The 15385-nt window shown below is 64.2% G+C and carries 15 protein-coding genes; 6 read left to right on the forward strand and 9 right to left on the reverse strand.

From position 1 onward, the window contains the following. Positions 1-18: 18 nt before the first annotated feature. Together J7392_RS20855 and J7392_RS20860 are read right to left on the reverse strand one after the other, a co-directional pair. A complete protein-coding gene (locus J7392_RS20855) occupies positions 19-2403 on the reverse strand; it encodes a 1-deoxy-D-xylulose-5-phosphate synthase N-terminal domain-containing protein (RefSeq protein WP_209219243.1) in 2385 nt (794 codons plus the stop codon). 77 nt (positions 2404-2480) lie between these two features. Continuing rightward, positions 2481-3683, reverse strand: a complete 1203-nt coding sequence (locus J7392_RS20860) for a methionine gamma-lyase (protein WP_209219244.1) — start codon at positions 3681-3683, stop codon at positions 2481-2483. 95 nt (positions 3684-3778) lie between these two features. Here J7392_RS20860 and J7392_RS20865 point away from each other — a divergent pair, with 95 nt between their 5' ends. The 4 genes from J7392_RS20865 to J7392_RS20880 all read left to right on the forward strand — a co-directional run bounded on the left by J7392_RS20865 (position 3779) and on the right by J7392_RS20880 (position 7537). Beyond that, positions 3779-4258, forward strand: a complete 480-nt coding sequence (locus J7392_RS20865; protein WP_209219245.1) for an Lrp/AsnC family transcriptional regulator — start codon at positions 3779-3781, stop codon at positions 4256-4258. Between the two features lie 77 nt (positions 4259-4335). Further along, positions 4336-5409, forward strand: a complete 1074-nt coding sequence (locus J7392_RS20870) for a serine hydrolase (protein WP_209219246.1) — start codon at positions 4336-4338, stop codon at positions 5407-5409. Between the two features lie 16 nt (positions 5410-5425). Further along, entirely contained in the window at positions 5426-6562 is a 1137-nt protein-coding gene (locus tag J7392_RS20875) for an aminotransferase (protein WP_209219247.1), read from the forward strand. Between the two features lie 12 nt (positions 6563-6574). Further along, positions 6575-7537, forward strand: a complete 963-nt coding sequence (locus J7392_RS20880; protein ID WP_209219248.1) for a pyridoxal-phosphate dependent enzyme — start codon at positions 6575-6577, stop codon at positions 7535-7537. Between the two features lie 21 nt (positions 7538-7558). Here the strand turns inward: J7392_RS20880 and J7392_RS20885 are convergent, their stop codons facing one another. Next, complete coding sequence (locus J7392_RS20885; RefSeq protein WP_209219249.1) at positions 7559-8887, reverse strand: DUF2793 domain-containing protein; 1329 nt, start codon at positions 8885-8887, stop codon at positions 7559-7561. A 235-nt stretch (positions 8888-9122) separates the two neighbouring features. Between J7392_RS20885 and J7392_RS20890 the strand changes: the two genes are divergently transcribed. Both J7392_RS20890 and J7392_RS20895 read left to right on the forward strand, forming a co-directional pair. After that, complete coding sequence (locus tag J7392_RS20890; RefSeq protein ID WP_209219250.1) at positions 9123-10298, forward strand: nucleotide sugar dehydrogenase; 1176 nt, start codon at positions 9123-9125, stop codon at positions 10296-10298. A gap of 34 nt (positions 10299-10332) precedes the next feature. Beyond that, positions 10333-11361 (forward strand): P1 family peptidase, encoded by a 1029-nt coding sequence (locus J7392_RS20895; protein WP_209219251.1) that lies wholly within the window; start codon positions 10333-10335, stop codon positions 11359-11361. On the opposite strand, the gene ureG is transcribed toward J7392_RS20895, so the two are convergent. The 6 genes from ureG to J7392_RS20925 are packed head-to-tail and all read right to left on the reverse strand — an operon-like array spanning position 11358 to position 15379. Beyond that, a complete protein-coding gene (ureG, locus tag J7392_RS20900; RefSeq protein WP_209219252.1) occupies positions 11358-12002 on the reverse strand; it encodes an urease accessory protein UreG in 645 nt (214 codons plus the stop codon). The genes J7392_RS20895 and ureG overlap by 4 nt on opposite strands. Beyond that, positions 11999-12646 (reverse strand): urease accessory protein UreF, encoded by a 648-nt coding sequence (locus J7392_RS20905; protein WP_209219294.1) that lies wholly within the window; start codon positions 12644-12646, stop codon positions 11999-12001. The genes ureG and J7392_RS20905 overlap by 4 nt, the downstream gene beginning before the upstream one ends. Then, positions 12639-13145, reverse strand: a complete 507-nt coding sequence (gene ureE / locus J7392_RS20910) for an urease accessory protein UreE (RefSeq protein WP_209219253.1) — start codon at positions 13143-13145, stop codon at positions 12639-12641. The genes J7392_RS20905 and ureE overlap by 8 nt, the downstream gene beginning before the upstream one ends. A gap of 10 nt (positions 13146-13155) precedes the next feature. Further along, positions 13156-14880 carry an urease subunit alpha gene (gene ureC, locus J7392_RS20915; RefSeq protein ID WP_209219254.1) on the reverse strand — a complete coding sequence of 575 codons (1725 nt, stop codon included), beginning with the start codon at positions 14878-14880 and terminating at the stop codon, positions 13156-13158. Further along, positions 14880-15185 carry an urease subunit beta gene (locus J7392_RS20920; RefSeq protein ID WP_209219255.1) on the reverse strand — a complete coding sequence of 102 codons (306 nt, stop codon included), beginning with the start codon at positions 15183-15185 and terminating at the stop codon, positions 14880-14882. Before J7392_RS20920 ends, ureC begins: the two co-directional genes overlap by 1 nt. Beyond that, complete coding sequence (locus J7392_RS20925; RefSeq protein ID WP_209219256.1) at positions 15182-15379, reverse strand: hypothetical protein; 198 nt, start codon at positions 15377-15379, stop codon at positions 15182-15184. Before J7392_RS20925 ends, J7392_RS20920 begins: the two co-directional genes overlap by 4 nt. Positions 15380-15385 lie beyond the last annotated feature (6 nt).

Genomic DNA, 15385 nt, shown 5'->3' on the forward strand with positions numbered 1-15385 from the left:
TGCCCCCCCCTTCGAACCTTAGCCCGCTAGCCGGTGCAACATCTGGCGGCCCGGAGTCAGGCCCTGCACCTTTTCAACGATCGAGCGCGCGTCGATGCCGAAATGCCGGTAGAGGTCGGCGATGGTGCCGGTCTGGCCAAAATGCTCGACCCCGAGCGGCACCGTCTGATGCCCCACGACCGAGCCCAGCCACGACAGCGTCGCTGGATGGCCGTCAATCACCGTCACCAGCTTGCAGTCGCGCGGCAGCTGACCCAGCAGCGTTTCGATATGGCTCTGCGCTGCATGATTGCCGCGCGCCCGGGCGCGCTGTGCCGCGGTCCAGCCGGCGTTCAGCCGGTCGGCGGAGGTCACCGCCAGCACGCCCACGTCGCGGCGGCCTTCGGCGATGCTGCCGGCGGCCTTGATCGCCTCGGGGGCCACGGCACCTTGATAGGCGATCACCACGTCGCAGTTCGGCCCGGGCTTGCGCAGCCAATAGGCCCCGTCGATGGCGCCTTGGCGGAAGTCCTCGTCGACCCGTTTGCCGGGCTGTTCGATGGGATTGGTTGTGAGCCGCAGGTAGACCGAGCCGCCGGTCTCGTCGCGCAGCCATGTGCGCTCGTCCGGGTCGCCCTCGCCGTCGCGTTGCAGGTAGTCGAAGGCCCACTGCATGATGACCGCCAATTCGTCGGCGAAGGCAGGCTCAAAGCTCGCCAGCCCGTCTTGGCTCATCCCGATGAGCGGCGTGCCGATGGATTGGTGCGCCCCGCCCTCGGGCGCCAGCGTCACGCCCGAAGGGGTGCCGACGATCATGAAGCGCGCGTCTTGGTAGCAGGCGTAGTTCAGCGCATCCAAGCCGCGGGCGACGAAGGGGTCATAGACCGTGCCGATGGGAATGACCCGCTTGCCGAAGAGCGAATGCGACAGGCCCGCGGCGCCCAGAAGCAGGAAGAGGTTCATCTCGGCGATGCCCAGCTCGATATGCTGGCCCTCGGGCGTGAACTCCCATTTCGCGGTGGAGGGGATTTTCTCGTTGATGAAAGTGTCGGCCTGTTCGCTGCGCGCGAAGAGCTTGCGCCGGTTCACCCATGGCCCAAGGTTCGTGGTGCCGGTCACGTCCGGCGACATGGTCACGATGCGGGAGGCGAGATCGCTGTCGCCCTTCGACAGGTCGTCGAGGATCTTGCCGAAGGCCATCTGCGTGGAAATTTCGCGGTCGCTCGACAGTTCGATCTGCGGTACCGGCAGTGTCGTGTCATTGTAGCGGCGGCGGCCCTTGGCGAAGAAGGGCACGCGGTCGAGTGCCGCTTGCAACGCTTGCGGGTTCTCGATGGTGGCGAACTTCTCCCATTCCTCCCCCTCGGCCACGCCCATATGCTTTTGCCAATCCGCCATCTGGGTCTTGGTCATCAACCCGCCGTGGTTGTCCTTGTGCCCCGCAATCGGTGTGCCCCACCCCTTGATGGTATAGGCGAGGAAACAGACCGGGCGGTCGTGGTCGATGGCGGCGAAGGTCTCGGCCATCGTCTCCACGCAATTGCCGCCGAGGTTCTCCATCAGTTCGGCCAGTTCGTCGTCGCTGCGTGCGTCGATCAGCGCCGTCACATCGCCCTGATCGCCCAACGCCTCCATCAGCCGCTCGCGCCAGACCGCGCCGCCCTGATAGGTCAGCGCCGAGTAAAGCTGGTTGGGGCAATTGTCGATCCAGTCGCGCAGCTTGTCCCCGCCCGGTTCGTCAAAGGCGGCGCGTTGCAGGGCGCCGTATTTCACCTTCACCACGTCCCAGCCGAAGGCGTCGAAAATCTGCTCGATGCGTTTGAACAGCCCTTCGCGCACCACCCCGTCGAGCGACTGGCGGTTGTAGTCGATGATCCACCATGTATTGCGCAGGTCGTTCTTCCAGCCCTCCTGCAGGGCCTCGTAGATGTTGCCCTCGTCCAACTCGGCGTCACCCACCAAGGCGACCATGCGGCCCAGATCGACATCCGCGCCCCAGTTCTTCGCGGTGATGTAGTCCTGCACCAGCGAGGCGAAGGAGGTCACCGCCACGCCAAGCCCGACCGACCCGGTGGAGAAATCCACGTCGTCCACGTCCTTGGTGCGGCTAGGGTAGCTCTGCACGCCCTGAAAACCGCGAAAATTCTCCATCTTCTCGCGGGTCTGGTTGCCCATGAGGTATTGCATCGCATGGAAAATCGGCGAGGCATGCGGCTTCACCGCCACCCGGTCCTCAGGCCGCAGGGCGCTGAAATAAAGTGCCGTCATGATCGACACCATCGAGGCCGAGGACGCCTGATGCCCGCCCACCTTGATCCCGTCCACCTTGGGCCGGATGTGGTTCGCGTTGTGGATCATCCAGTGCGACAGCCACAGCAGACGTTGTTCGACGGTCTTGAGCTGGGCAGGGGCGAGAGCGGTCATGGCAGGTCTTTCATCTATGGTTCCCTCGGGCGGCGCCCTCCTCGACACCGCCCGCGACTGGTCCGGTTCGTGCCGGATCAGGCCGCTTGCATGTTATGCGCCCCGAGCGCGGCGTAAAGGTCATCAATGATGTCTTCCGCCGATTCCAGCCCGACCGAAAGCCGCACCAACCCCTCGGCGATACCATGTTCGGCGCGTTCCTCGGGGGAATAGGTGGAATGGGTCATGCTGGCGGGATGCTGGATCAGGCTCTCCGCATCGCCAAGGCTCACCGCGCGCTGAATGAGGGTCAGCCGGTTCATGAAAGCGATGCCGCCCGGTTTGCCGCCCTTGACCTCGAATGGGATCATGCCGCCGAAATTGCCCATCTGCCGCCGCGCCAGTTCGGCCTGCGGAAAGCTCTCCAGCCCCGGATAGGCGACATGCAGCACCGCCGGATGCGCTTCGAGTGCCTCGGCCACTTTGGCGGCCGTGGCGCAGTGCCGTTCCATCCGCAGCTCCAGCGTTTTGATCCCGCGCAAGAGCAGCATGGCGGTCAGCGGCGACATCACGGCACCGGTCATGTCTTTGAGCCCGACAAGCCGCACCTGCGTCATGTCCTCGGCACTGCCAGCGACAAGACCCGCGACCACATCACCATGGCCGGAGAGGAATTTCGTTGCCGAATGCAGCACGATATCCGCGCCATGTTCGATGGGACGGGTGATCACCGGCGTGGCATAGGTGTTGTCGACCACCACCTTGGCCCCGGCGCGATGCGCGATGGCCGAGATCGCGGCGATGTCCACCAGACGGTTGTTCGGGTTCGCGGGGGTTTCGAAATAGACGATCTTGGTCTGGGCGCTGATAACCTCGGAAAGGTTTTCAGGCTCGGTCATATCGACCAGCGTGACCTTGACACCAAAGCGCGGCAGGCCGTGGGTCATAAAGGCAAAGGTGCAGCCGTAAAGCGTCTTGTCGATGATGATCTCGTCGCCCGCCTGCAGGAAGGACCAAAGCGTCGAGGTGATCGCCCCCATGCCCGAGGCGGTGGCGAGCCCGGCCTCGGCCCCCTCAAGGTTGGCGATGCGCTTTTCCAGATGGTCCAGCGTGGGGTTGCTGATACGGGTGTAGAAATGCCCTTCGCGCTCGCCCGCGAACATGTCGCCGCCCGCTTCCGCAGTCTCGAAGGTGAAGGTCGAGCTCATGTAGATCGGCGGGTTCAGCGCGCCCTGTTCGTCCTGCGCGTCATAGCCGTGGTGGATGGCGCGGGTGGCAAAGGATTTCTGGTTCTCGGTCATGGCTGGCCCCTGTCTGAATTTGAGGGCATGATCCGATGGCGTGAAAGGCATTTGGTTGCTAATATATGCGCAAATTGCAGGAGATTTGGCATATCATGCCCCAAACGCCCCGATTGGACGCCACCGACCGCCGCATCATCCGCGCCCTGCAGCGCAATGGCCGGATGACCAACCTCGATCTGGCGGATGAAGTGGGCCTCTCGCCTTCGCCCTGCCTGCGCCGCTTGCGGGCGCTGGAGAAAAACGGCGCGATCCGGGGCTACAGCGTGGAGGTCGATGCCAAGGCCTACGGGCTGCCGGTCACGGTCATGGTGCGGGTGACGCTGGATGGTCACGACGAGGGCACGGTGCAGCGTTTCGAGAGCCAGATCCGCGCGATCCCGGAGGTGCTGGAATGTTTCGTGATGAGCGGCCTGTCGGACTACCTGCTGCGCGTCGTGGTGGGCGACCTCGAGGATTATGAGCGTTTCGTGCGTGCGCGGCTGCATCCCATCGGTGGCATCGGGTCGATCGACACCAGTTTCGTCTACGGCGTGGTCAAACGCTCTCAGGTCTATCCCGACATCGGCGATTGAGGCGCGGGGAGACATTTAACCGGTTTACAATTCCGCCCCCCTTGGGAAATGTTCGCCCGAAGCCCCGAGGAGCCCCCATGACATTCGCCGCAACCCCCGCCCTACAAGCCGTCGTCGATCATGCGCAAGCGCATGAGACCGACTGGCCCCGCTCGATGTACCATGCCGATGGCGCCTATGTCGGCAATCGCGAGTGGAACGAAAGCGGCCCTTGGACTGAGATCGTGGGCCCCGTCAAACCGCGGGGCGGCCCTGCCGGGGTGATCTTGCATCGCGGCCAGCGCGTGGCCGACTGGGGCGATACGACACGCGCCGATATGACCTTCTCCATCGCCAAGAGCTACCTGTCGGTGCTGGCGGGGCTGGCGGTGAAAGACGGCCTGATCGCGGACCTCGACGCGCCCGTGGGCGACAGCGTGCCGGGGCCGCATTTTGCGGGCGATCACAACGGGCGCATCACCTGGCGGCATCTGTTGCAGATGAACAGCGAATGGCGCGGCGAGATTTTCGGCAAGGACGATCAGGTCGACCACTACCGCCAGATCGGCCCGGGCGCCGACAACAGCCGCAAGGGGCAATTGCGGCAGGTCGGTGCGCCGGGCAGCCACTATGAGTACAACGACGTCCGGGTGAACGCGTTGGCCTATGCGCTGATGATGCGTTTTCGCCGCCCTTTGCCGGAGGTGCTGCGCGCGCGGATCATGGACCCGATCGGGGCCTCGAACGACTGGCGGTGGGAGGGCTATTCGACCTCTTGGGTCGAGCTGGATGGCACCCGGATGCAATCGGTCACCGGCGGCGGGCACTGGGGTGGGGGCCTCTTCATCTCTGCCGAGGATCACGCGAAATTCGGCCATTTCATCTGCCAGAACGGCGCGTGGAACGGCGAACAAATTCTGCCCGAGGACTGGATGCAGCGGTCCCTGACGCCAACGCCGACGCTCGACAAATACGGCTTTCTGTGGTGGCTGAACCGCGGGGCCGAGGCCGATCCGAAACTGCCCGAGAGCGCCTTCAGCGCGCAGGGCGCCGGCGGCCATACGATCTGGGTCGCACCCGAGCAGGAAATCGTCGCGGTGATGCGCTGGCTCGCGCCGACCGCCACGCCGCAATTCCTCCGTCGGCTCTTCGCCGCGCTGGCCGATAGCTGACACGAAAGGAAACACCATGCATATCAAGACCTTTGGCGTCGAAATGTGGATGAACGAATTTGAGAACCACTGCCGCTACAACCTCGCCGAGACCTGCGTCGACTCGATCACCTTGGGCGAGCTGATCGATATGGCTGGCGTCGACAATTCCGTGCTGGGCGAGTTGCGCGGCATGCGCATGGGCTATGGCGCGATCGAAGGCTCAGACCGGCTGCGCGACGCGGTGGCGGGGCTCTACGAGAACCAGTCCCGCGAGAACGTGCTGACCACCCACGGCACCATCGGGGCCAATGCGTTGGTGCACCAGACGCTAGTCAGCCGCGGCGATCATGTCATCGCCATCGTGCCGACCTACCAGCAGCATTACTCGATCCCCGAAAGCATCGGCGCCGAGGTCGAACTGCTGCATCTGCGCGCTGAGAACGGCTTCCTGCCCGACCTTGACGAGCTGCGCGCGATGATGCGGCCCGACACGCGGATGATCGCCACCAACAACCCCAACAACCCGACCGGCGCGCTGATGGACCGGGCGATGCTCTCAGAGATCGCCGAGATCGCGCGCGGCAGCGGCGCATGGGTGCTCTGCGACGAGGTCTATCGCGGCACCGATCAGGCCGGGAACGGCTATACCGCCTCGATCTGCGATCTCTACGCGCGTGGGATCAGCACGGCGGGCATGTCCAAGGCCTATTCACTGGCCGGGTTGCGCGTGGGCTGGGTCGCGGGGCCGAAGGCCCTGCTGGAAGACATCATGATCCACCGCGATTACAACACGATCTCTGTCGGGCGGATTGACGAGTATTTCGCGGCCCTCGCCCTCGAAAACCGCAGCCAGATCCTCGACCGCGCGCATCGGATCACGCGTGAGAACCTCGCAATCCTGTCGGATTGGGTCGAGGCCGAGCCGCTGATCTCATGGGTGAAGCCGCAAGGGGGCACCACGGCGCTGCTGAAATACGACCTGCCGCTGCCAAGCCGTGATTTCTGCACGCAATTGCTGGAAGAGGAGGGCGTTCTTTTCACCCCCGGCAGCGCCATGGACATGGAGGGCTGGCTGCGCATCGGTTTCGCCAATTCGACGGCGGACCTGCGCGACGGGTTGGCGCGTGTTTCGGCTTTCCTCGCGCGTCACGGTGCAGCGCAGTCAAGCTAGATGGAGCCTGTCATGCCGTCAGCCTCAGACCTGATCGCCCAAAGCGCCGCACGTTCCTGCGTGGTTCATCGCAAAATCGCTGGCGCGGTTTACCGCACGCCGGTGATCGCCTCCCGCTTGCCAATGGCAGAGGGTTCGCGGCTGTTCTACAAGACCGAGAACTTCCAGCATACCGGGTCATTCAAACTGCGCGGCGCCAGTGCAAAGCTGACGACGGTGCCGCTCGACCGGCCTGTCATCACCGCATCTTCCGGCAACCACGGCATCGCCTGCTCGCTTGCGGCCCAGACCACGGGGCATGAGTTGATCGTGGTGCTGCCCGAAACCGTCGTCGCCAAGAAACGCAAGATCATTGAAAGCTACGGCACTAGGGTCGTGATCCATGGGGCCGATGCCTCGCTCTCAGAGTTGCATGCGCAGAGTTTGGCTGAGGCTGAGGGCTACACCTATATCTCACCCTACAACGATGCCGAGGTGATCGCGGGGCAGGGCACCGCCGCGCTGGAGCTGCTCGACCAGATCGAAGGCATCGACAATGTCTTCATCTCGATGGGCGGCGGTGGGCTGATCTCGGGCATGGGATCGGTGATCAAGGAATTTTCGCCGCGGACCCGCGTGATCGGTGTGAGTGCCGCGAATAGCTGCGCGCTGGCCGCGTCGATCAGAGCAGGCAAGATCGTCGAAACGGAACATCTCGACACGCTGGCCGATGGCGTGGCGGGCGGGGTCGATGCGGACTCGATGACCCTGCCACTCGCAAGCGCGGTGATCGACGAGATCATCCATTGCGACGAGGATCAGATCGCCGAAGCGTTAAAAGTGTTGGCTTGGGAAGAGAACATGCTGGTCGAAGGGGCCGCCGCTTTGGCGCTGGCGGCCTATCTGGCAGGGCCGCAGAACTTCGCGGGCCAGACCTCTGTCGTTTTGCTATGCGGTGGCAATTATGAGGTCGAGCAGCTGCGCGGAATCATCTGACGGCTGCCCGGCCATTTCCCCTCAGGGCATGTCGAACCGCAGGTCGACCCAGCGGCCTTCAGGAATGTCACGGGGCGCACCGCCCGCCCAGCCGTCCTGCCAGATCACCTCGCGGGTGCGGATATCGAGCGTCCCCGCATCATAACTGCACGCGACATGAACCAGCCGGTTGCCATTCGCATCCTGCGGCGCTTCGATCTGCCAGCCGCGGCTGGCGAGCGGCGGCACATTCGACAATCGGTAATGGCCAAGCCCGACCCGTTCGAACCCTGCACCCAAAGGCACCGCAGGCTCTTCACTGCCATCGCGGAACAGACGCACGATCGGGCTGGCTTCCTTGATGAACCCATTGGCATCCACGGTCGTATTCGCGCCGGACCACATGGGCTGCCACGCGCCCCATGCCCCCGTCGCCCGGACACGAAAGGCCAGACCCGGCGTGTCGATGCCAAGTGCGATCTGCCACAGATAGGCGCTCTGCCCGCCTAAGGTGCTATTGCCGCAGAGCAGGCCGAAGACCCCATTCAGCGCCGGGAAAGGGTTGGCCCCGACAGGCGCCTGCGCATGGGCGCCGCCATAGCTTGAAAAACTGCCAGAAAGATCATGCGCGTCGAGGTCCGTCACCAGCGGCCCTGCATCAGCGCCGATGCCGAAATCCCCGACCCGCAGCAAGCGACCCACCGTCGCATCACCCACGTCCTGCGTCAGCGCCGCGCCTGAAGCGATGCCGCTGGCCGCGTCAAAGGCCAGTGCGGTGGTCCAACTGCTGCCATCGGCGCTGACCTTGATGGCGAAATCATCCTGCCCCGCCGTGCCCATCTCGGCACGGCCAGACCAATCGGTTTGGAACAGCAGGCTTGCGGTATCGGCGGCGCTGGCCTTGTTGAGCTTCAACTGATGCCCCGCCCCTTCGTGGGTAAACAGGCTCGCCGGGGAGGAGACCGACAAGCGATTGCCACTGTCGTAATCCGTATTAACCCCCAGCCCGGGGAGGTTCGCCAGATCGGGGGGCGATACCTCGGCCCAAGCCCCAGCCCCCCAACGGTGCAGAATCCCGGTCGATTTATCCAAGGCGACCCAGCCGTCTCGCGGGGCGGTGAACTGCCAGCTCTCTCCGACCCAGGCGGCGAGTTCACCGGGATGACCCGCCCAAACCTCTGTCGGCGCATCACCGAGCGCATGAACCTCCCCCGCCTGCGGTAGGGCGGGCGGCGTGTTGGCGTCAAAGCCTTCGACCGCAAGCTGCACGAGAAGATCGAGCCGTTGCAGCGCTTCGTTATGGGTCACATGTTTTTGCGCCTGTGCGGGCATCAAATAGGGCAGGGATAGGCGCTCAGAGGTGTCGGGCATCGGGGCTCTCCGCGTTATGGGTCGCCTGAGACTGTGAGAAGGAAGTCTTGCCAGCCTGACAACCCACCGTTCGGGCCGCGCGCAACAAACGGCGGTTCTGCCCCGTCGCGCGGAAGGTTCACGTTGCGGCTTTCACTTTCGCCAAACCGCCCTAACTCCCTGTCAGGCGGAGCCTTTTCAAAACGAAAGCCGCAGTTTAACATCACGCCACGCCGCGCAAGAAAGGCCCACGCTTATGTCCAAGACCAAGATCGCCGTTGTCGGTATCGGCTACGTCGGGCTTTCGAATGCGGTGCTTCTGGCGCAGCACAATGAGGTAACAGCGGTCGATTTGAACGCAGACCGGGTGGCGCAGGTGAATGCCCGCCGAGCGCCAATCGTCGATCCGGAGATCGAGCAATATCTCGCGGAAAAGCCCCTCACCCTCCGGGCCACGACCGACGCGGAGGCGGCATATCGCGAGGCTGATTACGTGCTCATCGCCACGCCGACCAACTATGACCCAAGCACCAATGTCTTCGACACCTCCAGTGTTGAGGCGGTGGTGCGGGATGTCTTGGCGGTCACGAAAACGGCCACCATCGTCATCAAATCCACCGTCCCGGTGGGCTATACCGCGGGCCTCTCCGCCGACTTGAACAGCGACCAAGTGATCTTTAGCCCGGAATTCCTGCGTGAGGGCCGCGCGCTCTACGACAACCTCCACCCCTCGCGCATCGTCGTCGGCGAAGACAGCCCGCGCGCCCGGCGCTTCGCGGAATTGCTGGCCGAGGGGGCAATCGCTGACGACATTCCCATGCTCTTTACCGGTGCGTCCGAGGCAGAGGCGGTCAAGCTCTTCGCCAATACCTTCCTCGCCATGCGGGTGGCCTATTTCAACGAATTGGACAGCTACGCGCTGACCAATGGCTTGGACACGCGGCAGATCATCGACGGTGTCTGCCTCGACCCGCGCATCGGTGGGCATTACAACAACCCGTCGTTTGGGTATGGCGGTTACTGTTTGCCCAAGGATTCCAAACAGTTGCTGGCCAATTACTCTGACGTGCCGCAAAACCTGATCAACGCCGTGGTCGAGGCGAACCGCACCCGCAAGGATTTCGTCTCGGAGCAGATTCTGGCGCTTGGCCCTCAGCGGGTGGGCATCTACCGGTTGGTGATGAAGGCCGGGTCGGACAATTTCCGGCAAAGCTCGGTCCAAGGGATCATGAAGCGGCTCAAGGCCAAGGGCATCGAAGTGATCGTTTATGAGCCCGTATTGCAAGAGGAACGCTTCTTCGGATCCGAAGTCACCCGCGATTTGGAAGCGTTCAAGACGCGCGCGGATGTGATCGTGGCCAACCGCAATCACCCCGATCTGGCGGATGTCCCCGACAAGGTCTTCACCCGCGATCTTTTTGGCGCGGATTGACGCACCAACGGCACCCCAAACTCACTAAGGCAAAATGCGCAATACGATCGATAGCAAGAACTGGTGGACCCTGCCCACGGGGCCACGAAATACCATCTGCGATGTCGCGGGGGTGCGTGTGGGCAGCCAAGACCTCCGCGGGGACGGGCTTTGCTCCGGGGTGACGGCGGTTCTGCCGCATGAAGGTGATCTTTTCCGCAATCCGGTGCCTGCGGGCGTCGCCGTGTTGAACGGTTTCGGCAAAAGCGCGGGCCTGATGCAACTGGCCGAACTGGGTCAGATTGAGACGCCAATCCTGCTGACCAACACCTTTGGCGTCGGCCCCTGTAGCACGGCACTGATCCGGCGGGCGATTGCAGAAAACCCCGAGATCGGGCGGGGCACTTGCACGGTCAACCCGCTGGTCTTGGAATGCAACGACGGCACGGTGAACGACATTCAGGCGCTGGCGGTGAACGAGGATCACGCGCAGGCGGCGATTGCGGCTTGCGGGCCAGCGTTTGCGCAGGGCACGGTCGGGGCCGGTAGCGGGATGAAGACCTTCGGCTATGCTGGTGGTCTCGGCTCCGCTTCGCGGCGGGTCGCCCTGCAGGGCGGCGCGGGGTTCGACATTGGCGCGCTGGTTTTGTCGAACTTTGGCCAACAAAGCGCTTTGCGGGTCTTTGGCCAACAGCTGCCGCCGCCGGGGCCGGGGGATGACCCCGACAAGGGCTCGATCATCATCATTCTGGCGACCGACGCGCCGATGGGCTCGCGGCAGTTGACCCGCATGGCCCGGCGCAGCGCCGCGGCCCTTGGCCGGTTGGGCAGCCACATCGGCCATCAAAGCGGCGACATCGCGCTGGCCTTCTCAACCGCCAACCGCATCACCCGTGGCGGGGCCGACACACAAAGCGTCGAGCGGTTGAACGAAGACCGGATGGATGCCTTCTTTATCGCCGCGGTCGAAGCGGTTGAGGAGGCGATCCTCAACGCGCTTTGGCATGGGGTGCCGCACCGGGGCTATGATGGCAGCCTTTTGCCCGCCTTCCGCGACCGGATGGCCGAGGTCTACCGCGATTAAGCCGCGCTCACCGGGTCCATTGGGGCGAGGTCGAGCCCGCCGACCTGCGCCAGATGCGCCAGCAGCGCGCCGATCCCCTCGCCGGATTTTAACGCGCAGAAGACCGTTGGCAGGTCCGGGCGCATCCGCGCGCTGTCGCGTTGCATGACCTCGAGCGAGGCGCCGACATGGGGGGCGAGGTCGGTCTTGTTGATGACTAGAATGTCGGACTTGGTGATCGCCGGGCCGCCCTTGCGGGGGATCTCCTCCCCCGCCGCCACGTCGATCACATAGAGCGTCACATCCGCGAGTTCAGGGCTGAAGGTGGCCGACAGGTTGTCGCCGCCGCTTTCGATCAAGACCACTTCCACATCCGGGTGCCGCGAAACCATCTCCGCCACCGCGGCAAGGTTGATCGAGGCATCTTCGCGGATTGCCGTATGCGGGCAGCCGCCGGTCTCGACCCCGATGATCCGGTCTTGGGGCAACACCTGCATGCGCATCAGCGCCTCGGCGTCCTCTTGGGTGTAGATGTCATTGGTGATCACGCCGATTGACAGCCGATCCCGCAGCGCGCGGCTGAGCGCGGCGGTCAGAGTGGTCTTGCCCGCGCCCACCGGGCCGCCGATGCCGACGCGCAAAGGGCCGTTGTTGCGTTTCATGTGCGGAAAATCCTTGAATATTGGGTTTCGTGTTTCATCGCGGCGATGTCGCAGAGAAAGGCGGTGGAGGAGAGATCGTCGAGCGTGCCGTCCTCTGCCGCCGCGGCGACCTCAAGACAGAGCGGCGCAAGGTCGCGAATGACGGTCTGCCCCTCGGTCTGCCCCAAGGGGATCAGGCGCATGCCCGCGGTGGCGAGGTTCGCGGTAAAGGCGTGCAAGAACATCTCAAGCGTTTGACGCAGCGGCAGCCCTTGCAGCCGTGCGGCGCGTCCGACGGCCACGGGATAGCAAAGCGGCGGCATGTCCTGCTGCCAGATCGCGGCGCTGGCGCGGGCAAAGGCTTCGCCCTGTAGCACGGTTTCTTTCAACCGCTCGGCAGAGGCGGCAAAGGCGCGGGCCTGCGCGTCGATCTCCGATGGGTCATCCGCGCGATAAGCCGCCGCAAGGAAAAGCGCATCCGCCTGACCCGCCCCGTGCCGCAACACGCCGCCCAGCCAATCGGCCAAGCTGTCTTGCCCCGTCACATCCCCGTTCTGCACCGCCCATTCCAACCCGTGGCTATAGGCGAAGGCCCCCACCGGGTAGGAGGGCGACAGCATCTGCACCAAGGTCAAAAGGGCATCGGCCTGTAGGGTGTCAGCCATGCGCATGGTCATGCGGGTGGTCGTGGTCGTGAACAGCGTGGTGAACATGGCCGTGATCATGCCCATGGGTGCGCCCATGGCCATAGGCACCGCCTTCGGGGCGGAAGGGGCCGGTGATCTCTCGCGTGGTGGCACCGATCTGGCCGAGCATCTTGGCGATCACATGGTCGCGCTGAATCACCAGCCGCTCGGCGTCGATCTGGCAGGGGGTATGGCGGTTGCCGATGTGCCACGCGATGCGCGGCAGGTCGGGGCCGGTCACCTCCAGCAGAGCTTCGTCGGCGGCCACCACTTCGATGAGACGCCCGTCGGCCAGAACGAAGGCATCGCCGTGGTCGAGCGAGGTGGTCTGCGCCAGATCCACCAGAAACGCCAGCCCGTCCGCCGTGGTCAGCACCTTGCGGCGCAGAAAGCGCCCGTCATAGGTCAGCTCGACCCGATCACTGGCATCGGACCACGCTCCGGCGCGGCGCATCTCTTGGCAAAGGATTGGGGTCATCTCGGTCTCTTCAAAACAGGAAATAGCGCTGCGCCATGGGCAGCACAGAGGCAGGTTCACAGGTCAGCAATTCACCATCCGCGCGCACCTCATAGGTCTCGGGGTTGACCTCGACCTCGGGCAGCGCGTCGTTCAACTTCAGATCGCGCTTGCCGATCTCACGGGTGTTGCGCACCGCAAGCGTCTGTTTGGCAAGGCCGAGGCTGCCGCCCACTCCCGCGGCCTCTGCCGCTTCGCTGACAAAGACCACGGCGGAGTTTTCCACCGCCCGGCCATAGGCGCCGAACATGGGCCGCGAATAGACCGGTTGCGGCGTAGGGATCGAGGCGTTGGGATCGCCCATCTGCGCGCAGACGATGCTGCCGCCAAGCAAGACCATCTCGGGCTTCACCCCGAAAAAGGCCGGGTTCCACAGCACCAGATCGGCGCGCTTGCCCTCTTCGATGCTGCCGATATGGGGCGAGATGCCATGGGCGATGGCGGGGTTGATGGTGTATTTCGCGATGTAGCGGCGGACGCGGAAATTGTCGTTGTCGCCCGTCTCTTGGGGCAGCCGTCCGCGCTGCTTTTTCATCTTGTCCGCGGTCTGCCATGTGCGGATCAAGACCTCTCCGACCCGGCCCATGGCCTGACTGTCGGAGGCGATGATCGAGAACGCCCCCATGTCATGCAGGATGTCTTCGGCGGCGATGGTCTCTCGCCGGATGCGGCTTTCGGCAAAGGCCACATCCTCGGGGATCGATTTGTCGAGGTGGTGACAGACCATGAGCATATCCAGATGCTCTTCCAACGTGTTGACCGTGAAGGGCCGCGTGGGGTTGGTCGAGGAGGGCAGCACATGCTCTTCGCCGCAGATCTTGATGATATCTGGCGCATGGCCCCCGCCCGCGCCTTCGGTGTGGAAGGCGTGGATCGTGCGGCCTTTCATGGCTTTTACGGTATGTTCGACAAAGCCGCTTTCGTTCAGCGTGTCGGTGTGGATCATCACCTGCACGTCCATCGCATCGGCCACGCCAAGGCAGCAGTCGATGGCCGCCGGGGTGGTGCCCCAATCCTCATGCAGTTTCAGCGCGCAGGCGCCTGCGTTGATCTGCTCTTCCAGTGCGGCGGGTTGCGAGGCATTGCCTTTCCCCGCGAAGGCGAGGTTCATCGGAAAGGCATCGGCGGCTTGCATCATGCGCCCGATATGCCAGCCGCCCGGTGTGCAGGTCGTGGCCAATGTGCCATGCGCAGGGCCAGTGCCGCCGCCGAGCATGGTGGTCAGCCCCGAATGCAGCGCGTCTTCGATCTGTTGCGGGCAGATGAAATGGATATGGCTGTCAAACCCCCCGGCGGTGAGGATGCGCCCCTCGCCCGCGATCACCTCGGTGCCCGGTCCGATGATGACATCGACCCCCGGTTGCGTGTCGGGGTTGCCCGCCTTGCCGATCTTGGCGATGCGCCCGTCTTTCAGCCCCACATCGGCTTTGTAGATGCCGGTATGGTCAACGATGAGCGCATTGGTGATGACCGTGTCCACGGCGCCGCCCGCGCGGGTGACCTGCGACTGGCCCATGCCGTCGCGGATCACCTTGCCGCCGCCGAATTTAACCTCTTCGCCATAGGCCCGGCCCTCGCCGGTGGTCAGGTCGCGTTCGACTTCGATGATAAGGTCGGTATCGGCCAACCGCACCCGGTCGCCCACCGTGGGGCCGAACATGGCGGCATAGTCACCGCGTTTGATCTGTGCAGGCATCAGAGGTCTCCCATCACCGCGCTGTTAAAGCCAAAGACCCGCCGCGCCCCGCCGATCGGGATGAGCGCGACCTCGCGCCGTTGGCCGGGCTCGAAACGCACCGCAGTCCCTGCCGCGATGTCGAGGCGCAGGCCCCGCGCGGCGGCGCGGTCGAACTCAAGCGCCGGGTTGCTCTCGGCAAAATGGTAGTGGCTGCTGACCTGCACCGGGCGGTCGCCGGTATTGGCGACCATCAGCGTGATCGCCGTGCTGTCGGCATTGAGGGTCAACAGGCCCTCCGCCGGAATGATCTCTCCCGGGATCATGCTTCGGCGGACTTCAGACGCCGCAGGACGAGGTTCCCCCCCGAGAGCGCAAAGGCCGCGGCGGCGATCAGGTAGACGGCGAGCGATCCGTCACCCTCTCCGCCGTGGCTGTGGGGGAGCGGCGCGCTATGGGCGAAGGCCGCCATGGCGAGCGACATAAGCGGTAGGGCAAGAAGGGGGGCAAAACGCGGCATGGGATA

Source organism: Sulfitobacter sp. R18_1 (assembly GCF_017743915.1).
In the GTDB taxonomy this organism is placed as follows: domain Bacteria; phylum Pseudomonadota; class Alphaproteobacteria; order Rhodobacterales; family Rhodobacteraceae; genus Sulfitobacter; species Sulfitobacter faviae.